Below are 22254 nucleotides of genomic sequence, written 5' to 3' on the forward strand. Positions count from 1 at the left end.
TAATTATTGGTTAAACACGATGTAATTTCAGCAATGCTTTACATTTTCTTTTCTTCAAAATTGCTATTCTCCAGCCAACCATGCTGATAGGCATAACAAGACGGAACGAAAGCAAGAGGTTTCTTAGCAATCATCTCCCGCATTTGTTTTTGTGAATTAAAATAAGCGGAGGGCGTCATGCCCACAGTCCTGGAAAAGAGACCACTGAAAGATGATAAACTATCAAAACCAACCAAATGACAAGTATCTGAAACGGAGCAGCCTTTTCTTAACAACTCCTTTGCTTTTTCTATGCGAACGTATTTCAAATATTGATGAGGAGTTTTGCCATAAGCAGATTTAAACAACCTGATAAAATGATACTTTGAAAAGTACGCTTCATCTGAAATATTATCCAGATCTATTTTATCGGCAAAGCGCCTGTCTATAAATAACTTGGCCTGAACGATACGTTGATACAGGTATACTTTTGGATATTCATTCATCTTCCCCTATAAATTGATTCAACGGCCTTTTTGAGAAGATAATTAAATTCCTCCTTCTTTTCCAGCATGGGCATAAGACCATTTGAATATAATGATTCTTTTGATCACTTTCCAGTTTTCAACTGCTATCTCAGCCCACCATCATCTTGGCAAAGCCCACCGTTTCTCTATAAACCTGAGGCGATACCTCAGCATTCTTTTTAAAAAATCGACTGAAATAATATTCGTCATTATAGCCTAATTCATAAGCTATTTCCTTTACCGTTTTTGAGGTGAGGTAGAGTTCTCTTTTGGCTTCAATGATAATTCTCTCGGAGATGAGATCGGTCAGGGTTTTATTAAAATGTCTGCGGGTCAGTTTAGCCAATGCCTTGGTGCTAATAGCCAGCAGATCAGCATATTCACTGGCAGAATGCTTGGACTTGTAATGTTCCTCAATACAGTCTTTCAGGTTTTGAAGTACAAAAGGCTCATCACTTTCTGATGACTCATTGATTATTTCAGGCTGAGACTTAGCCTTTAACCTGGAAGCAGTAATAAGAAATATTTTGAGGTATGAGATCATAAGCTCATAGTGGGCAAGATCTAAACTTTGCAGCTCATTTTCCATCTGGTCCATCTGCATGTTAAAGATTGAAACTGTGGCCTGATCAAGAGGTAGCGCTGGCGGATCATAGATGTTATTAAACAATACACCATGACAGGCCACCTCCTTATGGTGCTTATGAATGCAAAAGAAATCTGGATGAAAGTGTATGACCCTTGCTTTTAAATCACCATCCGTCATAAGCATAAATGGCTGATAGGGCGCAAATGCCAGCAAGGTATTCTCTTCAATATCACATTCGGAAAAGTTGGCTTTCAACTTTACACCTGCACTCTGCACCCAAATTAGCGAGTAGTAATTAAGCCGCTGAATATGATCAAAAGGATTATTTCCCTGTATAGTATACAGCTTAAAAGCCAAGTTTCCGGTTTGTGGATCTACAAGCGTGTGTTTGCTCTTTTGTATCATTCAATATTTAAATTTGTCGTTCGCTTTCTGAGATAGCCAAATCATTAATACTGGCATATCTTTTCTGCATAAGTCCCTGTGCATTAAACTCCCACAGTTCATTGCCATAAGCCCTGAACCACTGATTATCCTGGTTCTGATATTCATATTCAAAACGTACGGCTATTCTGTTTTCTCTAAAGCCCCACAACTCTTTCCTTAATTTATAATTTCTCTCCTTCTGCCACTTTCTGGTGAGAAAATTAATGATTTCTTGCCTACCGTTAATAAACTCAGTTCTATTTCTCCACTCAGAATCTAAGGTGTAGGCCAGCGCCACTCGTTGTGGATCTCTGCTGTTCCAGGCATCTTCGGCCAGCTGCACTTTTTCCAATGCAGTTTCCATGGTAAACGGAGGTAAAGGTTTTTTGATTTTCATATCCTTTTCATTTAAGAAGGGCAAGCGCCAGAACTGCACTTGCCCCACATAGTTTTAAACTGCTGCTACTTCGGCTAACTCTACTTTAGGAAAATCTACCTCAACTAATGCTACATTATTAAAGTAGTTGGTAAGTATATTTAAGCTGGTAAGGGCTATAATTTCAGCCACTTGCGCTTCGCTGTAGCCGGCGTCTTTCACCTCCTGAACATCTTGGTCGCTCACATGGCCTCTGGCTTGTACCACTTTTTTGGCAAAGGTTAAGGCTGCCTCCTCTTTGGCATTAGCAGATCTACCTTCGCGGGCTGCTTTTATTTCAGCCGGCTGTATGCCTGCAAGCTTCTCTCCTATAAAGCTATGAGCAGCGTTACAGTAATCACAACCGTTTACATTGGCCACCGTAAGGGCAATCAGCTCGCTAAGTTTACCTCCTACTGATGACTTTGAAAGTGCGTCACTCAAGGCCAGGTAGCCTCCTAATACGGCTGGCGACACGCCCATTGTTCTCATTAGATTAGGAACCATCCCTAATTTTTTCTGTACACCATCAAATAGTTCTTTTGATTTTCCTGTGGTAGTTTCCGGGTTTAATGCTTCAATTCTTTGCATGATCTTAAATTTTGTAGTGTTAGTAATTATTGACGATACAAAGGTTGGAAGAACGGCAGGCTTATAGAATGGACTATCTCCGCTTCATGATGGACAATTTTCCCACTAATAAATTGAATATCTATAACAGACCTTGGAACAGAATGTAACTGCAAAATAATAATGCCGCCGCCTGAATTTTATATAAATATTTAAATTTTTTTTATTAAAATATCATCAAAATGAGACTAGTTTTCAGTGTCCTACTGCTATTTTCAGCCATCACCATGGTGTCGGCTCAGAAGAAGCTATTCATCACCCCTAGTTTAGGCATGCAGCTTCTGACAGATTATGCCTTAGAGTTACCAGATGACGACAACTTTCGATACAATGGCTTCAGGCTTTATCCTGATTTTGGCGTGCATGTTCAATATGAATTAAATGAGCGCTGGGCTGTTTTTGGCGGCTGGAATAATGGAGGAATTGGCTACAGTTTTACTCTGCTTAATGAAAACAAACAGCTTTTGCTTAGATACTCAAATACATTTCCGGCTCAGAGGTTCCCTCTTGGTGTACAAAGGCACCTGGGCACTGTGAAATTATTCAAATCAAAAAGGCGATTGAATATTTCTAAAAACCTAAAAGTGACCACCACAGAGGTGACAGATGACATGCTGTACCTGCTACTTTTTAGAACTCGAATTATATTCGGTGGTACCCTCGACTATATGGTGCCCACCACCGGTGATAATGTAAAAGAATCTTATGCCAATCGTGACATAGAATTTCGTGCTGCCAACACCATTGAACAGCGATGGGGACCTTCCTTATTTCTGGGCCTCAACCTGCAGTTCTTCAACTACAATAAGGACAATTTCCAATTGATTTTTTTTTATTCTCAAGGCGTAAAACGCAAAACAAAACTAGACCTGGAGTATGACCGACTGAATGATCGCTCCACTTATCAATCATCAGTAGGCACCAGAGGCTCATATGTGGGCATACAGCTGGCCTATCCTATAAAGGTTAAGGAGTTTAAGTCTAAATCATTTTATTGAATTAGGAGTTGAAGGTATAACCTGTGAGTGCTCATCCGTACAAGCCAATATTTACAAACTTATTATTGAAACTGCTTAGGCTTTTGTCTTTTACTGGCGCTGAGCGCTATTTCCAGTACTCTTTTTCTTCGCGTTTCCGGTCGTTTAGCTGACATCACCCAGTGCAATAAAATCTTTTTAGAGGACTTGCTTAAACTGTTAAAAAACTCCGTGGCCTCATGATAATTTTCTAATGCCTCTTTTAAATCTTCCGGAACCACAAGAGCCTCCACATCATCCAAAATCAACCAAGAACCGTTTTGTTTAGCCACTTGAATACTATTGAAACCTGATTCCCTCATTCTGCCGTTGGCAATGAGTTTCTCCACTTTTTCTTTATTCACTTTAGACCAAATGCTATTCGGTTTTCTCTTGGAGAAATACTGCATATATCTTTTTTCATCCACAGCTTTTTTGGTACTATCTATCCACCCGAAACAAATAGCCTCATCCACTGCCTCGCTCCAACTAATGGAAGGTACTTTGGTAGATGTTTTGAAATAAACCAGCCAAACAGACTGCTTTGACTGGTGATTTTTCTCCAGCCATTTGCGCCAGTCTGTTCGGCTTTTAGGACAAAATGTCTCTATATCTTTAGTCATTATATTTTTTTAACCAGTCCAGAATAACCTGGTTAGTTTCTTCTGGTTTTTCTTGCTGAATCCAATGCCCGCAATCTAAACTCACATCTTCTACATTGGGAACAAATGCCGATAAACCTTCGAATTTTGGTATTACGTCATATTTACCATAAACCATCAAGGCAGGCTTTTGGATAATAGGGTCTACATCGGCCAATTGGTGCCAGTTTCGATCAAGGTTCCTATACCAGTTTATACTCCCGGTAAAACCTGTTGATTCAAAAGCAGCCACCAGGACATTAAGTTCACTTTCATTCATAACAGGCTCACCTAAAGGCTCTTGCGCTCTGGCTAGATTAATCATAGCCATGCCTGGTTCCGGCGTAATGTGCGGCACGTTCTTTCGAAATATATTGCTAAGAAACTGCTGTACGTTTTCATCCAGAATAGCATCTGCCACCCCTGGCTGACGGTTAAAATGGACAAAATAATAATCACCCCCTAAAACTTCCTCCATCCATTCTATCCATGGTTTATCACCACGTACCTGATAAGGCACAGCCAGGGCTATAATTCTCTTCACCCGATTTGGGTGCAATAGCGCCAGGCCCCAAGTAACCATGGCACCCCAATCATGCCCCACAAAGGTGGCATCTTTGTATCCATAATGATCTAGCAAAGCTACAAGGTCGCCAGTAAGGTGCTTAATATCATAAGCTGTCACTTCCTCTGGTTGGGATGAGTTACCATAACCACGCTGGTTAGGCACTATTACATGATATCCTGCGTCCACCAAGGCCGGCACCTGATATCGCCAAGAAAAGGCATGCTCGGGCCAGCCATGACATAATACTATTGGGTTTCCAGCATTTTGTTGCCCCGCCTCAAAAACTTCCAGTTCTACATCATTTACTGAAATCATGGTAGCCTGTGGAAATCCTGTATCAACAGAGATTGAATTCATTACGTTTGTCATTTATATGTATTTTAAAGATTTGACACAAACGTATGATGGCCCTGAGACAGCCTTATGTCAAGGGTGAGCAAGAATTATTGATATTTATCAAAATACTCTTGTAAAGTCAGATTGTGCGGCTCAAAATTTTCTGATAATACCTCCATATTTTGAATTCTATCAGGTCGGAAAAACCTAAACTCTTTACGAAGTCGGCACCAGGCAATCAAATACCAATTTTCAGCACTTAATATGGCAAATGGCTCTATTATCCTGTCTGTAGTAGATCCCTCTTTATTGATGTACCTGATCCTAACTAATTTATAATTAGTTAGCGCACTTTGTAATTCAGATAAATTACTACTGTTTCTTTCCTGGTTAAGTGCCTCATCATAGCGCGTTCTTTCCGCCAATAGATTGGCTTTGTCCTGAATACTATATCTGAGAATCGATTTGATCTTATCGATAGCCTCCGCATAATCTCGAATGAAAGAGGCATCTTTATTTTTTAACACCAGCTGTTCTGCCAGTATTAAAGCATTGGCCTGATTTTCGGTAAACATAACTGGTGGAATTCTATAACCCTCCATGAGCATATACCCTTTACCTTCTTCAGTGAGAACAGGTACCCCAGCTTTTTCCAGAGTTTTGATATCTCTATAGATAGTACGGGTACTTACACCAAATTTATCTGCGAGACTTGTGGCTGTCAACCTTCTTTTGGTCTGCAGCTGCGTTAATATGGCAGTAAGTCGTGAGATTCTTTTGACATCATTTCCTTCCATCCAAAATTTATTAATTTCTTGTTATATCGTGGCTAGATCAGCCAAATTGATTGATAATTTAATCTTCTACTTCAACACCTAGCTCCTTATCGATCTCTTCAATTATTCTGGCAATTAACTTTTCCGACTTCTCAATGGTAGAAATATTGGATTCGGTCATTTGATACTGAGATTGAATTAGGTTTAAGAATTCATCATTATTTAAAAATCGTAAAAGATTCTCCTTATCATCATTATACTTCAAGTTTTTGACAAGAAAAGGCATTAAAAAATGTAATCTAAAGTCATAATTCCACTGAGATATACTCTCTAACCCCTGGTAATAAGTTTCATAATAAAGGGTCATTCTCTTTTTTATTGCTTCATTATGAAGAATTTCCAGTTTACCACTAAATTTCAAATTGATATAGGTGGCATTTCTTTCTTGTAAGTCAAATGAGGCATTTAAATACGACATCAGAGAATCAATTTCATCGTATTGTTTTGCAAGGATCGGCTTCAAATAAGCTTTAGCATTTTTGAGTGGCTGCTTATAATAGTTGAAAACGTAAAGTTCAGCCTCCAAATCCTCCTTAAGTGACTTATATGAAGCCAGTTCTTCAGCCCTTAATTTTCTATTTTCATCCAACTTACTGATACTAAAAGCGGCTAAAACCCCTAATGTTACTATCACAAATTCGAAAAGAAATCGTTTAAAATTATTCCACACTGTTATTTACCGTTTTGCAAAAAAGATATGTTGATTTAAGGTAAATAAATTAAGAAATATCCATTGCTCAAACTTTTTATCCATTTGTCTTTCAAAGGTTTAATAAAATACTGAAATCATCCATAATAAGAGGAATTAGTTAAGCAGAAAGCATACACTTCAAGTTCTCCAGTTGCTTTTTAAACGGTAATTTGGTAGAGAAATCAGGCTGAAGAACACGAGACCCAAATCCGGCATTTAATAACCCGTAACTCTTTACAATTATCTATTCTCCCCAAGAAAGATTTCGTATTCTGGAGTTATAAGTTGAAAAGAACGATACGGCACTGATGCGGTATCCGGAAGGTTGGAAAGTAATTCTTGGATACGATTCATTTGGATTGAATCCGGTTCAACCTCCTCAAAAAGATAAGCATATTCTTTTCTTTCATCATCTGCCAATATTATCAAGGTTTGGTGCAGCTCTTTTAAGTAATAGCTCACAAAATTATCGTCTTGATTAATCTTACTCATGACCCCAGATAAATGCAATTCACTATCAACACACCCATGTTCGTGAATGCCGTAAGTGATTTCATCAGGAAACATTAATTGATTATGATGAGGAAACCCAAACTTCAAATCAGTTGAATAACAATCAGGAGCACCGCAGTCAAAACTATGTAAATTAAAAGGGATATTGAGATAAAGGCTATCATCAGAAATAGTAATGACGTTTCTGATATACAGCTCTACCAACATACTACCCTTCAAAAAATTATCTGGTTTTGATTTAAGAAGTACCTTTCTTAACGAATCTTGTGTTGTCTGCCAATCCAACATTACTAGTGAATCAGTATCAGATAACATCTGAATAGTCTCGTTATCTGATTCAGAAAGGGCCTGCTTCCTATCAGGTAAGCAAGAGATTAGCAGTATAACAAGCAAAATAGAGGGTAATAATTTCATTATATCAACAATTCTGAGCTAATAGGCACTTTTGAATTTTTCTGATTTACAACTCACTCTTCCCCGCAAGCTCTGCAGACTGAGAAAGTAAAGAGTCTAACTGTGCTCTATTATATAATTTTCCACTTTTTATGATGGCGTCTACAGAGGTTGTATTTGAAATATCATCCAGAGGGTTGTTTTCAAGGATAACCAGCTCTGCATATTTACTTTCGGCAATGGTGCCTAAAGAATCAGCCAGACCGAAAAAATACGCAGGATTTATGGTGGCCGTTTGCAAGGCTTCACCGTTAGACAAACCTTCCTTAACCAACATATTAAGCTCCTCATGAAGACTAAAGCCTGGCGTTACATATGATACACCACAATCAGACCCTGCCAATAGTTTAACTCCATTCTCACTAATAATTTTGGTAATCTTTGATGATGTTTTTAAAAGCTCCTGCCCAGCTTCCCAGGTAGCAGGAGGAAACATCTTTTCGGGGAAACTTAATTCCGGATTCCACTGTGTGAGTAAATTCTCAGGGATGTATTTATTTGCTTTTTGCTCTAAAAATGTCCCTCCTTTTCTTCTCCAGTGCTTATCTATTAAAACCAAGGTAGGAGTAACATACGTGCCATTTTTACTTAGAGTATTAGCTATTTCATTCGCTGCAGCTTCATTATAAAATTCACTATACATACCATTGATCGTGGTAAAGCTGTTTACAGCCGCTGGCAAATTGTTGGATAAAAAATTCTCTTTAAAAAGCTGCTGTAAGCTATCAATGGCCTCCTGTTTATTGGTGCATGATCTCCAGATTCCGTTAAGATGCTCCATACTCTTCCGCCCCATTTCAGAGGCATATTCAGCCGAAATAGACATCGGTACGTGTCCTACAAATGGCATCCCTAACTGCTTACACTTCGTAGCAATAGCATCATAAATATCCTTAGACAAATCATCATATACTTTGATGAAATCTGCTCCTTTCTTGTAAAGAGAGTCAACCATTTGTGTGGCCTCGGCAGTAGATTTGGGTTGAAGTGTGCCTTGTAAAAGTGTAAATGGCCCATCCATGATGGCACCTGATACATATTTACGAGGCATCAGATAACCAACAGATTCCAATGAATCCCTCACCGCCAAATTGCCCCAAAGATCGCGAACACCCAACACACCATTAGCCAGGAAGAGAGCATTAAAATATTCATACCCTCTCACATCTGTATAATGTATGCATATCCCAAAGACCAGGAATAAGGTATTTTCCTTCTCCATTTACCTCCTGATCCGCCTCATATCCTTCGCTATCAGCACCAATACTTACGATCACTCCCTGGTTGATCATTACAGATTGACCATCTCTTACCTCAAGCTTCTCTACATCTACAATGGAGATGTCTTTAATAATCAAATCAACCTTTTGTACAGAAGGCCTACAACTCACGATGCAAATTGTAATGACAAAAATGACTAGGATTTTGGTAAGGTGGTTCATGTAGTTTGGTTTAGGTTGCGGAGCCATTTTCCATACTGTATGGAAATTGTATTCAGTTTACAAGTCATTGTTTGCAAGCACGTTAGGCTCGATCAAAGCAATTTAATGATTCTATGACAAATTCAACATACTAATTCAATTTTCCAATAACTCGCTACTAGTCTTTAGTTGACCTCAATCCCACCACAATAAACCATTCCTGAACCATCTGGAGCCAAGCTCATGCTATAATAGAGGTCATTCCCTTTCAGGATAAATGCTCCTCTTGGTACACCCGCTGCCTGATAAGAAATCGTAGCTATATAAAATATATGATCCTCATTAGCTTCAAGCGTTATTTGCAATTCCGTTCCGCGATTAAAATTGATATCTAAGAAGGATTTAATGTCTGCTAGGCCATAGTTAAATGACGATAGTTCCTGATATGAAAATTCATCCGGTACCAAAAATAACTTTAAGTAGGAATTTGGAGGTGTAAATATTGCAAATGAATCCGCTGGAGTACTAACATGAATATCAATTGGCTTATTGCTTTCATTAACCAATCGCGTCCAGAATACAGCAAATTGATAACTTTTCCCCGAGGCGTCCTGGTATGGAGTGCCATCGGGATCGATCATTCCTCCTTTAGGCAGACCATTTTGAATAGTTAATAATTCATCAGCATCATTGACATACAAAGTATCGGTATAAAGATATTTATCCAGCTCATGAACTGGAGGAGCTGATGTTTCATGAACTTTAACCACATCTACTTGCTGAGAATCTATGGAAACCTCGCCTGTTACGCTCTTACTCCTTTTTTGACAGGATGAAAGCCATAGTGTAATAAGAATTAATATTATTGAAACATTTCTCATTCTTTAATATAATTATTATCAGCATTTACTGAAGAAACCGTCTTTCCCTGCTTTTCTATTTCTTCAATTGTTTTTTCAATTCCATCCTCATGGTGTATTCTGGTTTTCATTGCGATGGAATTTTCATAGAGTTCTTGGTTATTCAGTAGTTCGGAAACACTATCGATAAATTTAGCTTCAGTCATCTTACTGAGGGGTATTGGTTTCACGGCAATCCCCTTATTATAAGCTAATTCTCCCCAGAACTTTTGGTCTCCGATAGGATATAAAATGGGACATATCATAAAAGGTATGCCTGCCCTTAAGCATTCCGCAGTGGTGCCTATTCCGCCGTGGTGAATGACTGCTTTTACCAAAGGAAAAATAGTTTGATATGAAACGCTGTCTATGATTTTAATCTTCGAATTATCAGCTAGCAAATCCTTTTCAAACCCCCAACCTTTTACAATGATTACTCTTACTTTGAGTGTTTCCACTAACTTACCTACGGCTTTTATTAAGTTAAACTTGCTTTTTGAAGGCATACTACCGAAAGTAATGAGCAGGGGCTTTTCTCCGTCGTGAATAAAATCGGTTAGCTCTTTAGAGAGTTCTTCAGTAGAATCATCATACCAAAAACCGTTAAATTTAGAGGTGGCTGAGTAGTCTTTTGGGGTTGGCAAAAAACTTGGACTCATTGCATATATGTTTTTCACATTTGGTACTGTGAATTTTTTAGGCAATTGAAACTTCACTCTAAACTCCCCTATAGGCTTGGATAATAGCTTAAGACTTTGATTTGACAGTGTATAACTTAACCTATTAAACATTTTCGGGATAGGCAATCCTCCAAAAGAAGGATTTTTGAACTCTTTAGTGGGCTCCACAATGGGAAGTACTGATGCTCTAACCATTTTTTCAGGAAATTGATCAGCAAAACTGTCCGCCAATGTCTTCACATGGTACAAAACCAAATCACTTTCTACGGCCAACTTGTAAAAAACTTCTAATGAATTGGCTATTAAAGGATAGACCCAAGTCTTAAGATTTTTTCTAATAGCAAATGGGTTTCCTTTCAACGTCTTTTTACCATCCTCAGAATCCAAAACTTCCTGAAAATCAGCCTCAACCGGAACAAACTCAATTCCATAAGACCCCACCAGTTGTTCAAAATTTTTGGCTGTAGATAGTGTTACCTCATGCCCTTTTGCCTTTAAAGCTCTTCCCAAAACGGCATAAGGCTGCACATCTCCACGGGTGCCTAGGGTTAAGATGGCTATTTTCATTTTTATTGGCTGTAAATTGTTTTAAGTGTGATCGGCTACCGTAAGTGCATCAACTAATTAATCACCTTTTAAATTTAACAATTCCAAGAAAGAATGAAGACAAACACCTTAAAATTCTGCCTTACACAACTCCATATTCACCATAGCACCAGCAAAATTACCTGCAGCAACAGAATTGGCCACTGAACGCATAGGAGATGTGTTGTCGCCACAAGCGTAAACATCAGCCACGCTAGTTTGCTGAAAGTTATTAGTTTCTATAAAGCCTTGCTCAGTAAGTTGGCAGCCCAGTTTTTCAAGCAGATCAGTATGTTGTACAAAGTCAACCTTGGCGTAAAGTGCAGTGAGCTGAGCCGAAGTTTCGTCTTTGAAAATGATGCTTTTGAGTTGTCCTTTATTGTGATCAAAAGCTTTAATCTCACGCTCTACTACTTTGATATTATGGTTATCTAACTGCAGCCGTTGGGCTTCATCAAAGGTGGCTTTGCCATTGGTATATATGGTGAGTTTATCGGTAAGGTTTCTTATCAGCATAGCATAGTGCATGGCTGCATCGCCATTGGCCAATATACCCGTCACCTCACTTTTCACTTCATAGCCATGGCAATATGGGCAATGAATTACTGAAATACCCCAACAGTGAGGAAAGCCGTCAATCTCCGGCATAATATCTTTAATGCCAGTGGCAAATATGAGTTTTTTGGCCGTGTAAGTGTCTACTGAATCTGTGGTAATCCTAAAACCAGAATTTAACTTTACAGCCTCCACGGCCAGGCCATTAACCAGGTTTACGGTTTTATACTGCAACACCTGTTCTCTTGCCTTGGAGGCAATCACGTGCGGCTTTTCACCGTCTTGAGTAATGAAATTATGAGAGTGTGGGGTTTGTCTGTTGCAGGGTAATCCGCCATCAATGATGAGTATTTTTCTTAATGAGCGTCCTAAAGCCATGGCCGCCGAAAGGCCGGCATAACTCCCACCTATGATGATTACATCATAATCGTATTTTATATCCATTGCATTATTATTCGTTGCTAAAGCAACAAATATAGGAAGTCAGTCCTTTATCGCAACATAGTTGCATTTACTTATTTCAATAGCAGGAATTAATGCAATGCATAATCAATTAAATAGATTTCATCACTTTCGGAATATGGATCTAATACAACACTAAACTGATTATTTTCAACATCACGTGTTATGATTCCATAAATGTATAGGTAATCATTTCCCTTATTGTCTATGGCATCAATTTTATAACCCTGCAGTATAAAACCATCTTCTGTAATATTTCCAAAGGTAGAGTCGGCTTTCATGACACCTTTGATCCATTCTTCCTTAGAGTATTGTGCCACTGCAGATGTATCATTTAACATCCCAGACAAGGCATCATATTGTTTTTTCTTTAGTAGTCCCACCACCTTGTCTACCAATGCCATTCTTTTATCCACATATTCCAAGATCCAGGTATTATATTCAAACTCATACTCATCACCATTAGCGAATACAAGCACAGGATTTATATGTGAATATTTCTTTCTCTCCTCCGCCGTTAGGTGTCTATAAGTTCTGTAAGCTATATTTGAAGCCGGAATCTCTGGTGTGGATTTGTATTTCTCCAGAGACTCACTATCTGACAGTCTAATTTCGAAAAAGGTCTTAGACTCTTCTCCTGATTTCATGGATCTTCCAAAAGAATAATCTATAGTACCACCATAAAATTCTACCACTTCTTTCACTCCCTCCCTTTCAGATTCAGAGACATCTACAATGCCCGATAGAAAGCCACCTTCTCCATTTTTACCTCCACAACTAATCATACACAGGCCAAGCATAACAGCAATTACCACTCTTATCATTATCATAAATTGATTATAGAAATAAAAAAATTCATCCGTCTACCCACTTTTAGAAGGCTTATTTTATGATTATTAATTTCTCAAAGCATCTACTATTTTCCACCCCTACATACTGTCCATAGTTCGGCGTTAGTTGATACCCATTTTTCTCATATAGCCGGATAGCCTCTGGCTGTCTTACACCAGTTTCCAATACACATTTGGCATATCCCAGCTCACCAGCCCACTTTTCCAGCTCAGCCAACACCACAGAAGCCACCCCCTTCCCCCTGGCCGACTCGGCAGTATACATTCTCTTCACCTCCATAGACTCATCATCAAAAGCCTTCACCGCCCCGCAGGCAATAGCTACATCACCATCATAAGCCACCACGGCATGCTTGATCATGCTTATCTTATTATACTGAGCGTAAAAACCATGTTCGTCGCCATCTCTTACTGCCAGATCCTGGTCTAGCAACTTCACGAGAGCTACAAAGTCTTCATCATCTGAGTTGGTTCTTTTAATGGTGATCATAAGAAGTTGATTTGAGTGGTAATATTACAGAAATTTATTCAAATGCTGCGGGAGAATGCCGTTTGGAGTGTTCCGACAGGATCACTTCAAATCTAAACGTGATATTCAAGGTTAGCAATTCGAGTTAAAGTATCTCAAAAAAAAAATATAGATTTAGCCTCAAACTCCGGGTCACAGACCCTGGTTTCCATTGTTGATTTGCAGTCACCCTACGGTAGACTACAAACAGCGTTAATGATAGATTGCTGTTTGGAGTGTTCCGACAGGATCACTTCAAACCTAAACATGAAATGAAGTTTGTAACTTCATTATACTGATCTATGAAATGCAGTCCATTCGAGGTTACCAATTCGAGTTAAAGGGCTCTAAAAAAATTAAAGATTTGTGCTCGAATTCCAGGTCACAGACCCTAGTTGCCATTGTTGATTTGCAGTCACCCTGCGGTAGACTACAAATAGCGTCAATGATGGATTGCTGCTTGGAAGTGCTGTTTGGAGTGTTCCGAAAGATCACTTCAAACCTAAACATGATATGAAGTTTATAACTTCATTTTACTGATCTATGAAACGCAGACAGATCGAGAATACCAACAAAAGTTAAGAAAGCTCTAAAATTAAATTTATGTAGAAACTCGGGGTCACAGCCACCAATTTACATTATGCACTTACAATCACCCTACGGTAGACTACGAATAGTGATAAATAAGGCTTAACAATCACAAATACTCCACATCAATAAGCCCTTTCCCTCCTGAATAATCAATGGCACTGGAATATTGATAATCTTGAGCTTCTCGTACTATTCCAGCAACTACTGGATTGTTATGTATGTATTCCAATTTCTGATCTTTGAAAAAATTACTTTCGAGTTCTATTGGATGGGTTTTCTGTCTCCAAAATTGATAATCTTTATTTTTCGAATTTTTACTTCCAGCATTCTTAAATATCCATAACATCCAGCCTTTCCTACTTTCCTGTGAGTTATTTTGAATCTCTTTCACAATTCTTTTAGAAGTGTATTTTTTAAAGTCCCTCAAAATATCAGATAAGTTATGACCCTCTCTGGCTGAACAAATCATATGGACATGATTACTCATAAAACACCATGCATATAATACCAATCCCTTTTCCCTTTGACAGTATTTCAAACTATCGATCAAAATATCCATATAAACTCGTCTGGTAAAAACATCTACCCACTCCACCACAGCAAATGTAATGAAGTAAATACCTTCTGGATTCGATATTCTATATCCTGCTGACATAATATAAGATAATCATTATTTGATTAGATATGAGCAAAAAGACCATTTAGGATTGACAATTCGAGTTAAGATATCCTTTTAAATATAGGTTTAGCCTCAAACTCCGGGTCACAGACCCTAGTTGCCATTGTTGATTTGCAGTCACCCTACGGTAGACTACAAACAGCGTTAATGATAGATTGCTGTTTGGAAGTGCTGTTTGGAGTGTTCCGACAGGATCACTTCAAACCTAAACATGATATGAAGTTTGTAACTTAATTATACCGATCTATGAAATGCAGGCCGTTCAAGTTTGACAATTCGAGTTAAACGCCCCTCAAAAATATAAAGGTTCGTGCTCAAACTCCGGGTCACAGACCCTGGTTTCCATTATTGATTTGCAGTCACCCTGCGGTAGACTACAAATAGCGTTGATGACGAATTGCTATTTGGAGTGTTCCGACAGGATCACTTCAAACCTAAACATGAAATGAAGTTTGTAACTTCATTATACCGATCTATGAAATGCAGACCGTTCGAGTCTAGCTATTCGAATTTAACAGTCACCCTACGGTAGACCACAAATAGCGTATTAATCTAAAGGCACCTTCCAATCCAGGACCTCCACCACGCTAGCTGGCTGATCGGATAACCCCTCGCCGTCTATCTGGTCTGTTTTCTGTAAAAAAAGGCTGATGACATGATTTTGATGCCACTGTTCACTATCAAGGGTGGGCTCCCAGGAATCATAGCCACTACCTGTGAGGTCAGTAATGGTCCAGGGGTCTTTAAAGGGCATTTTATTTTGTGCAACCGAAATACGATTATCTCTTTCAGCATCTCGAAAAATGACGAAAACCTGATCTTCTGTTACCAAAATCTGGGGACGAGATATCGGTATCTTCTTGGTGCCCATACCACTTAGACTAAAGGGCTCAGAGCGAAATGAGAGGTTCTCTACTTTCCAATCCCGATTTTTATAGACTAACTGATACTGAGGCACATCTGAACCTTTCGGTTTCCAATAGCTGATAATAAAGGGATCTCCCTGGCTATTAGCAACCATAGAAGTTTGATTAATCAGCTCACTATTTTGTGGAATGGCTTGTACTGTCTCAGCGGTATTGATGGTTATTGGCAACTGATACCTTTGCCCATTCGATGTTTGCCATGTAACTCCGCCATCAGATGATTTTGCGTAGCATAAATCATGATTAGAGGCTACATCAGGGCTTTCACGCCACACCCAGGACAAATGGATAGTTCCCGAAGCATCTACACAGGCCTGCCAATAAGCATTGCGTTGGCCTTCTCCATCAATCAACTGATCTTGAAGACGATGCCAGGTCTTGTTCTTATGATCATATTTATTCATCACCAAACTACCGTTGCCCGAGCTGCCATCTCTATAGAAAAACAGCAAGTCGCCACCCGGCAGTTTGTAAAACTCCGGATATGAAACTTTACTTTCCTGGCTCCCGGTCATGATCATTTCCTTGCTTAATTCCAATGAACCTGGCGATACGCTACGAGCATATCTTAATGGTGTATCATGATGATCCCAGGAGACATGCAAATAACCATCTCCATCAACTGTAACGCTGATATCATTATGAGCATCTTGCGCATGCCCTTCATAAGCCGTGACCTGCGTAAACCAGGCTCTAGCTCCTACTTTTCTCTTGCCTAAAACCAGCTGTGCATCAGCATTATAGTAAGCAATGTATTGAACACCATCATGAGTAATGAGCGAATTTTTTCTGAAAATAACGGTATTCACCGAATTTCTGGCCCAGCCTTGCCCTACAGATGTAATCTCGATGGCGCCTGAGGTACTTATTGTATCTGTGGTATGAATCGAATCAGGATCGTCCCTTAATTCACTTACAAAATCGAACTTTTCTTTTACCTGGATGCCAAGATATAAAATAGGGATTGATACGAGGGCGAGAAGTATTATGATGGTTGTTTTTTTCATAACGGACCTATTTGTATTGAAATCACTTTACCTCTCCAATGATCACCCCAAAACCTCCATCTTCCTGTATCCATTTCTTCTCCGGCAAATATGTTCTTGACACAAAGCCATCTAAATAAAGGGCATCTTCACATCCATTTTGCTTGAACAAAGTGGCAAAATCATAAAAATTAACCGGCTTTTTGGACATTGCAAACAACACATGTCCATTAGGAAGTATCCCTACACCATTTCTTATGTGCAAATTTGAAGATCCCATCATGAATTTGGGATGATATTCGCCTTTGATGAGTAACATTGGTCCAGACTGAGTGGCGTAAGTAACATCTGAACTATGCTTAAATTCGGAAGTTGTTATCACATTTGCATCTCCGTTTTCTGTGAGATAAAATATACCGTTGGGTTGCATGTAAAAATTGCCATAAGTAGAATTTTTAAGGTTTATTTCACTCTTTAATTCACCATTTTCAATATATAATCCTTGTGGACTTTGGTCCCTAAGATACATCCCTCCATTCATTGCAAACCTTAAAGTATTTCCTTCTTGCTCCACTGATTTTCTTAGTCTTGACAGGGAACCGTAAATCTTTCCGTCGGCATCTCTCCAAAACATCCTCAGATCACCAAGAGCAGGATCTACCTCGTGCATCACAAATAGCTCTTCATCCACCACATAGCTCTGAGGTGACATAATGAATGCAGTAATTATCAGAAGGGCCGGTATAAAGAAAATATATCGTTTCATGTATTAAAATCAACTACCCCTGCACCAGCCTCCACTGGTCATCATACATTAACTCACCACTATCAATCATCTCGCGGATGATGTCAAGGAAAGTCTCTTTTTCCTTGGGGGCTATTTTGTCCATAAGTTCTTCTATGGTGAGCTGCTCTTCTCCTACCAAATGCACTATTTGATGGTGATAGTGATCATGATCTACATGTTCCTTTTCATGCTTTTGACTTATACATACATCGCATACTCCGCAGGAGTCATAGTCCAGCTCACCGAAGTACTCCAGCAGCATTTTGGTGCGACATTCTTCGGTAGACTCTACGTATTTGGTGATGGAATTCACCTTAGAGATGGCATTATCCTCTCGTTCCTTTAGCCTTTTGGTGTTCAGCTTTAAAGTGGTAGCATCTTTTCTAGGGGTTGTAAAGATTACTTGGGGTTTATCCTTGCGCTCATCATAAGCAATCACCTCTAATTCAGCTAAGCGTTGTAGCTGTCGTACTACCTCCTTTTCAGGTATTCCAAGCATACTGGAAATCTGTGACTCTGATATTTTCATAAAATTGTTAAACAGCTCCCCTCCACAAATTCTAAGTAGCACCTTAAGGAAAACATCATGCTTAGCATTAGCAATCTGAAATTCATATAATCTTCTGTTATCCGGAATAATATGAACTCGTGATGGGTTGTAAAAGCTCTCCGTAAATTGAATCAGCTCTTCCTCTTCCAGCTTTTTAAGCGCATAATACACCTCCATATGCTGAAGGTTATAATTATCTGAAAAGGCCTGTATCTCAAAATTGAAGCTCTGCCCTTCTCCACTTCCTACCGCCAGTTTATAGTAATTAGCCAGACATTGGTATATCTTCTTCATGTAATCTACAGACGGGTACTGCTGCTTCACACGAGCCATCAGGTCTTCCACATCAGAATGATTATGAATGATCACCGCATAGGCCTTTTTCTCATCACGTCCAGCCCTGCCCGCTTCCTGATAGTAAGATTCAATATCTTGAGGCAACTCCATATGCACCACTACCCGCACATTCGGTTTGTCGATACCCATACCAAAAGCATTGGTGGCCACCATCACTCTGCGCTTGTCATTTATCCAATCTTCCTGCTTTCTTACCCGCTCTTCATGAGTAAGGCCTGCATGATAAAAATCGGCTGATATCCCATTTCTATATAAAAACTGGGCAATATCCTTGGTCCCTTTTCTACTTCTGGCATATACTATGGCCGTGCCCTTCACATTTCGAAGTACCTCAAGCAGCTTTCTATCCTTATCTTCCACCTTACGAACCGAATAGGAAAGATTACTTCTGGAAAAACTTTTCTGAAATACTTTTTGATTTGTGAATTGTAGCTTCTCCTGAATATCTTCCTTAACCTCTGGTGTGGCTGTAGCGGTTAGTGCTACAATGTTCACCTCAGGAATCAACTCCCTTATCTCTGCGATATGCAGGTAAGAAGGTCTGAAATCATAGCCCCATTGAGAAATACAGTGCGATTCATCTACTGCTAATAGCCCAACCGTCATTCGTTTGAGACGCTCCTGAAAGAGTTCTGTCTGAAGCCTTTCGGGAGAAACATAAAGAAATTTTATATTACCAAACACGCAGTTATCCAGCTTGATGTCAATCTCCTTCTTGCTCATACCAGAATAAATGGCCGTCGCCTTTATCCCTCTACGGTTGAGCTGTTCCACCTGATCTTTCATCAAGGCAATCAAAGGAGTAATCACTATGCACACACCATCCAGCAGCATAGCAGGCACCTGAAAGCATACTGACTTACCTCCACCGGTAGGCAACAGCGCCAATACATCATGCTTATCCAGCACAGCATTGATGATATCTTCCTGTACAGCCCTAAAGCTATCATAGCCCCAATATTTCTTCAGTACCTCCAGCGTCGGTTTCATAGCGGGAAAAGATACGTAGAAAAATTTATTGTTGGCTAGGATTAGGGTTGGAAAGTGCTGTTATGGTGGTGGTTGGAGGATGGTTGGGGCTAGGCTTAGTAGCTAGGGTTTGGGTGGTTGAGAAAGATTGGACTCCCCCTCTCCGCTGAGCTGCGGCCGGAGTGACGTTTTTTAGAGAAGCCTGTATATCTCATTCCTAGCCCTTGTCTTAAGAGGAGAAGAGCTAGGGATGAGGTTAATCTTAACTCAATCCAGAAATCTTACCATCATTATCAATATCCATGTTGATGGCGGCAGGTACGGCCGGCAAACCTGGCATCCTAAGCATATTCCCGGTTATCGGGATGCAGAAGCCTGCCCCCGCGGCTATTTCAATTTCTCTTACAGTTAAAGTGAAATTCTGCGGTCTTCCTAATTGTTTAGGGTCATCACTGAATGAGCTCTGTGTTTTGGCTATGCAAATAGGCTTATCGCTAAGTCCTACGCGGGCAATTTTCTTTAGGTTTTGCTTGGCTTTTGGCAAAAACTCTACATCTCTGGCTCCATATACCTTACGCGCTACGGCTTCTATCTTGTCTTCAATGCTCCAGTTCCAGTCATACACCGGTTTGTAAGTGCCCGTACATTCATCTATGGCTTTTAATACTTCTGATGCTAGCTCTGTGGTTCCGTTTCCTCCATGCTCCCAACCTTCTGCTATGGCACATTTCACACCTAGTTCCTCACATCTTTCTTTTACTATCTTTAATTCCTCTTCTGTATCAGTCGCAAACTTGTTGATAGAGACAACTGGCTGCACTCCATACAATTTCACATTTTCTATGTGCTTCTCCAGGTTGTCCAATCCTTTCACTAAATGGGTCGTATTCGGCTGCTTCAGATCAGTAAGGCTCTGACCACCATGATATTTAAGCGCCCTCACTGTAGCCACTACCACAATAGCCTTGGGTGATAGCCCTGCATAACCACACTTGATATTCAAAAACTTTTCCGCTCCCAGGTCTGCTCCGAAACCAGCCTCAGTAACCACATAAGGAGTGAGTGACATCCCCATTTTTGTAGCTATGATAGAATTAGTTCCTTGCGCTATGTTGGCAAATGGTCCTCCGTGAATAATTGCAGGATTACCTTCCAATGTCTGAACCAGGTTAGGTTTTATAGCATCTTTGAGCAAAGCTGCCATGGCACCTTCAGCTCCCAGATCTTTCACAAAAACAGCCTCTCCACTGAAGGTATCGCCAATATAGATGTTACCCATTTTCTCCTTAAGGTCTTCTATATCTTTTACCAGACAAAGTATCGCCATAATTTCAGAAGCTGCGGTAATATTAAATCCGGTCTCCCGCATCATTCCACCAGCCTTGCCACCCATGCCTGATATGATATTTCTCAGTCCACGATCGTTCATATCCATCACACGCTTCCACTCCACAGTACGCGGATCTATGCCCAAATTGTCTGTTTTCGACTGAATATTGTTATCAATCAAGGCTGCTAGTAGATTATTAGCTTTTTCTATAGCTGCAAAGTCGCCAGTAAAATGCAGGTTGATATCTTCCATAGGCACAACCTGGCTGTATCCACCACCGGCAGCTCCACCTTTCATACCAAAAACAGGTCCTAATGAAGGCTCACGAAGAACTACTGTCGTTTTCTTGCCTAGTTTATTAAGCCCCTCTGTCAGTCCAATTGAAGTAGTAGTTTTACCCTCTCCGGCCGGTGTAGGCGTCATGGCAGTGACCAAGATCAAGGTACTCTGGGCTATTTTTTCTTCATCTATGAGTGATAGAGGCAATTTTGCCTTGTGCTTACCATACATCTCCAGGTCATCCTCAGAAATGCTTACACTTTGGGCTATATCTCTTATATGTTGCAACTCAGTAGACTGAGCTATTTCAAGGTCAGATTTATATTCAGTAGTCATAAAAGTCAAAATATTATTCAATTCGGGTTTTAAGAGCGACAAAGTTAATATTACAGCTGAAAAAAGAAAGATTTAATGGCCTTTAGAACCATCCACCGCAGATCAGCTATCTTTGCTGGCAATGAGGAGAAAACATCAGTTCGATTTTAAGGAATTCAGCGTCACACAAGAAAAGTCTGCAATGAAGGTAGGTACAGATGGCGTTCTGCTCGGTGCCTGGGCTCAGGTGACGGATGCACAACATATTCTGGATATCGGTACTGGGACCGGCGTTATCGCCCTGATGATGGCTCAAAGATCTACAAAAAGCTACATCCAGGCTATAGACATAAGTGAGGAAGCTGTAACTGAAGCCAATCATAATTTCAACCACTCTCCCTGGGGTGATCGCTTGGAAGCAACAAATATCTATTTACAAGAATTCATTGAAAATCAGCCCAAAGGAAAATACGATTTGGTGGTGAGTAATCCTCCGTTTTTCCAGCAAGGTAGCACTGAGGCCGCAGGCAAAGACAGACATCAGGCCAGGCATAATAGCACATTAAGTCAGGCAGATTTGCTTAAGGCAGTAGATCATTTACTCTCAGAGCATGGCTTATTCAGCGTTATCCTCCCCTACCTGGAAGGTCTGGCGTTTATAAAAATGGCCCAAGAATTTTCACTGCATCTTCATAGACAAACCGCCTTCTTTAGCAAGATCGAGAAACCACAGGAAAGATGGCTATTGGAGTTTGGCCGAAAAGAGCAGGAGATTTTAACAACAGAACTCGTACATTATAATTCAGAAAACGGCTGGACTGATGATTACCGAGCTTTGACTAAGGCCTTCTATACGCGATTAAAGTAAGCGTTAACATTTCTTTAACACGGTGTAAGTAACATG

23 protein-coding genes are annotated in these 22254 nt (G+C 39.8%); 2 read left to right on the forward strand and 21 right to left on the reverse strand.

The features are described 5' to 3' along the window. Positions 1-38: 38 nt before the first annotated feature. The 4 genes from LVD16_RS20895 to LVD16_RS20910 form a co-directional block, all read right to left on the reverse strand. Complete coding sequence (locus LVD16_RS20895) at positions 39-485, reverse strand: helix-turn-helix transcriptional regulator (protein ID WP_233770236.1); 447 nt, start codon at positions 483-485, stop codon at positions 39-41. Between the two features lie 130 nt (positions 486-615). After that, positions 616-1500: a helix-turn-helix domain-containing protein gene (locus LVD16_RS20900; protein WP_233770237.1), complete on the reverse strand. Its 885-nt coding sequence runs from the start codon at positions 1498-1500 to the stop codon at positions 616-618. A 7-nt stretch (positions 1501-1507) separates the two neighbouring features. Further along, entirely contained in the window at positions 1508-1918 is a 411-nt protein-coding gene (locus tag LVD16_RS20905; protein WP_233770238.1) for a nuclear transport factor 2 family protein, read from the reverse strand. A gap of 54 nt (positions 1919-1972) precedes the next feature. Continuing rightward, a complete protein-coding gene (locus LVD16_RS20910) occupies positions 1973-2527 on the reverse strand; it encodes a carboxymuconolactone decarboxylase family protein (protein ID WP_233770239.1) in 555 nt (184 codons plus the stop codon). Positions 2528-2748: 221 nt separating this feature from the next. Between LVD16_RS20910 and LVD16_RS20915 the strand changes: the two genes are divergently transcribed. Beyond that, the gene (locus LVD16_RS20915; RefSeq protein WP_233770240.1) at positions 2749-3564 is read left to right on the forward strand and encodes a hypothetical protein; all 816 of its coding nucleotides are present in this window, start codon (positions 2749-2751) and stop codon (positions 3562-3564) included. Positions 3565-3626: 62 nt separating this feature from the next. Here LVD16_RS20915 and LVD16_RS20920 read toward each other — a convergent pair whose 3' ends face one another. The 17 genes from LVD16_RS20920 to LVD16_RS21000 all read right to left on the reverse strand — a co-directional run bounded on the left by LVD16_RS20920 (position 3627) and on the right by LVD16_RS21000 (position 21371). Beyond that, entirely contained in the window at positions 3627-4205 is a 579-nt protein-coding gene (locus tag LVD16_RS20920; protein WP_306309357.1) for a YdeI/OmpD-associated family protein, read from the reverse strand. Next, positions 4198-5148, reverse strand: a complete 951-nt coding sequence (locus tag LVD16_RS20925; protein WP_305038990.1) for an alpha/beta fold hydrolase — start codon at positions 5146-5148, stop codon at positions 4198-4200. Before LVD16_RS20925 ends, LVD16_RS20920 begins: the two co-directional genes overlap by 8 nt. A gap of 86 nt (positions 5149-5234) precedes the next feature. Then, positions 5235-5924, reverse strand: coding sequence for a helix-turn-helix transcriptional regulator (locus LVD16_RS20930; protein ID WP_233770241.1), 690 nt, complete (start codon positions 5922-5924; stop codon positions 5235-5237). Positions 5925-5982: 58 nt separating this feature from the next. Next, a complete protein-coding gene (locus LVD16_RS20935; protein WP_233770242.1) occupies positions 5983-6633 on the reverse strand; it encodes a hypothetical protein in 651 nt (216 codons plus the stop codon). A gap of 261 nt (positions 6634-6894) precedes the next feature. Beyond that, positions 6895-7581, reverse strand: a complete 687-nt coding sequence (locus LVD16_RS20940; RefSeq protein WP_233770243.1) for a hypothetical protein — start codon at positions 7579-7581, stop codon at positions 6895-6897. 46 nt (positions 7582-7627) lie between these two features. After that, entirely contained in the window at positions 7628-8842 is a 1215-nt protein-coding gene (locus LVD16_RS20945; protein ID WP_233770244.1) for an amidohydrolase family protein, read from the reverse strand. After that, a complete protein-coding gene (locus LVD16_RS20950) occupies positions 8772-9062 on the reverse strand; it encodes a hypothetical protein (protein WP_233770245.1) in 291 nt (96 codons plus the stop codon). Before LVD16_RS20950 ends, LVD16_RS20945 begins: the two co-directional genes overlap by 71 nt. A gap of 164 nt (positions 9063-9226) precedes the next feature. Next, on the reverse strand, positions 9227-9922 hold the full coding sequence (locus tag LVD16_RS20955) for a hypothetical protein (RefSeq protein ID WP_233770246.1): 696 nt from the start codon (positions 9920-9922) through the stop codon (positions 9227-9229). Beyond that, positions 9919-11187: a glycosyltransferase gene (locus tag LVD16_RS20960; protein ID WP_233770247.1), complete on the reverse strand. Its 1269-nt coding sequence runs from the start codon at positions 11185-11187 to the stop codon at positions 9919-9921. The genes LVD16_RS20955 and LVD16_RS20960 overlap by 4 nt, the downstream gene beginning before the upstream one ends. 108 nt (positions 11188-11295) lie before the next feature. Next, entirely contained in the window at positions 11296-12204 is a 909-nt protein-coding gene (locus LVD16_RS20965; protein WP_233770248.1) for an NAD(P)/FAD-dependent oxidoreductase, read from the reverse strand. Between the two features lie 89 nt (positions 12205-12293). Continuing rightward, a complete protein-coding gene (locus LVD16_RS20970; RefSeq protein WP_233770249.1) occupies positions 12294-13046 on the reverse strand; it encodes a hypothetical protein in 753 nt (250 codons plus the stop codon). A gap of 58 nt (positions 13047-13104) precedes the next feature. Beyond that, positions 13105-13563, reverse strand: coding sequence for a GNAT family N-acetyltransferase (locus LVD16_RS20975; RefSeq protein WP_233770250.1), 459 nt, complete (start codon positions 13561-13563; stop codon positions 13105-13107). A gap of 715 nt (positions 13564-14278) precedes the next feature. Beyond that, positions 14279-14827, reverse strand: coding sequence for an REP-associated tyrosine transposase (locus LVD16_RS20980; RefSeq protein ID WP_233770251.1), 549 nt, complete (start codon positions 14825-14827; stop codon positions 14279-14281). A gap of 571 nt (positions 14828-15398) precedes the next feature. Beyond that, on the reverse strand, positions 15399-16784 hold the full coding sequence (locus LVD16_RS20985) for a BNR repeat-containing protein (protein WP_233770252.1): 1386 nt from the start codon (positions 16782-16784) through the stop codon (positions 15399-15401). 22 nt (positions 16785-16806) lie between these two features. Beyond that, positions 16807-17529, reverse strand: a complete 723-nt coding sequence (locus LVD16_RS20990) for a phosphodiester glycosidase family protein (RefSeq protein WP_233770253.1) — start codon at positions 17527-17529, stop codon at positions 16807-16809. A gap of 13 nt (positions 17530-17542) precedes the next feature. After that, positions 17543-19447, reverse strand: a complete 1905-nt coding sequence (locus tag LVD16_RS20995) for a RecQ family ATP-dependent DNA helicase (RefSeq protein WP_233770254.1) — start codon at positions 19445-19447, stop codon at positions 17543-17545. A 241-nt stretch (positions 19448-19688) separates the two neighbouring features. Next, positions 19689-21371 (reverse strand): formate--tetrahydrofolate ligase, encoded by a 1683-nt coding sequence (locus tag LVD16_RS21000; protein WP_233770255.1) that lies wholly within the window; start codon positions 21369-21371, stop codon positions 19689-19691. A gap of 121 nt (positions 21372-21492) precedes the next feature. Here LVD16_RS21000 and LVD16_RS21005 point away from each other — a divergent pair, with 121 nt between their 5' ends. Beyond that, positions 21493-22218: a tRNA1(Val) (adenine(37)-N6)-methyltransferase gene (locus LVD16_RS21005; RefSeq protein ID WP_233770256.1), complete on the forward strand. Its 726-nt coding sequence runs from the start codon at positions 21493-21495 to the stop codon at positions 22216-22218. Positions 22219-22254: the final 36 nt, after the last annotated feature.

The organism is Fulvivirga ligni (assembly GCF_021389935.1).
GTDB classification, from domain to species: domain Bacteria; phylum Bacteroidota; class Bacteroidia; order Cytophagales; family Cyclobacteriaceae; genus Fulvivirga; species Fulvivirga ligni.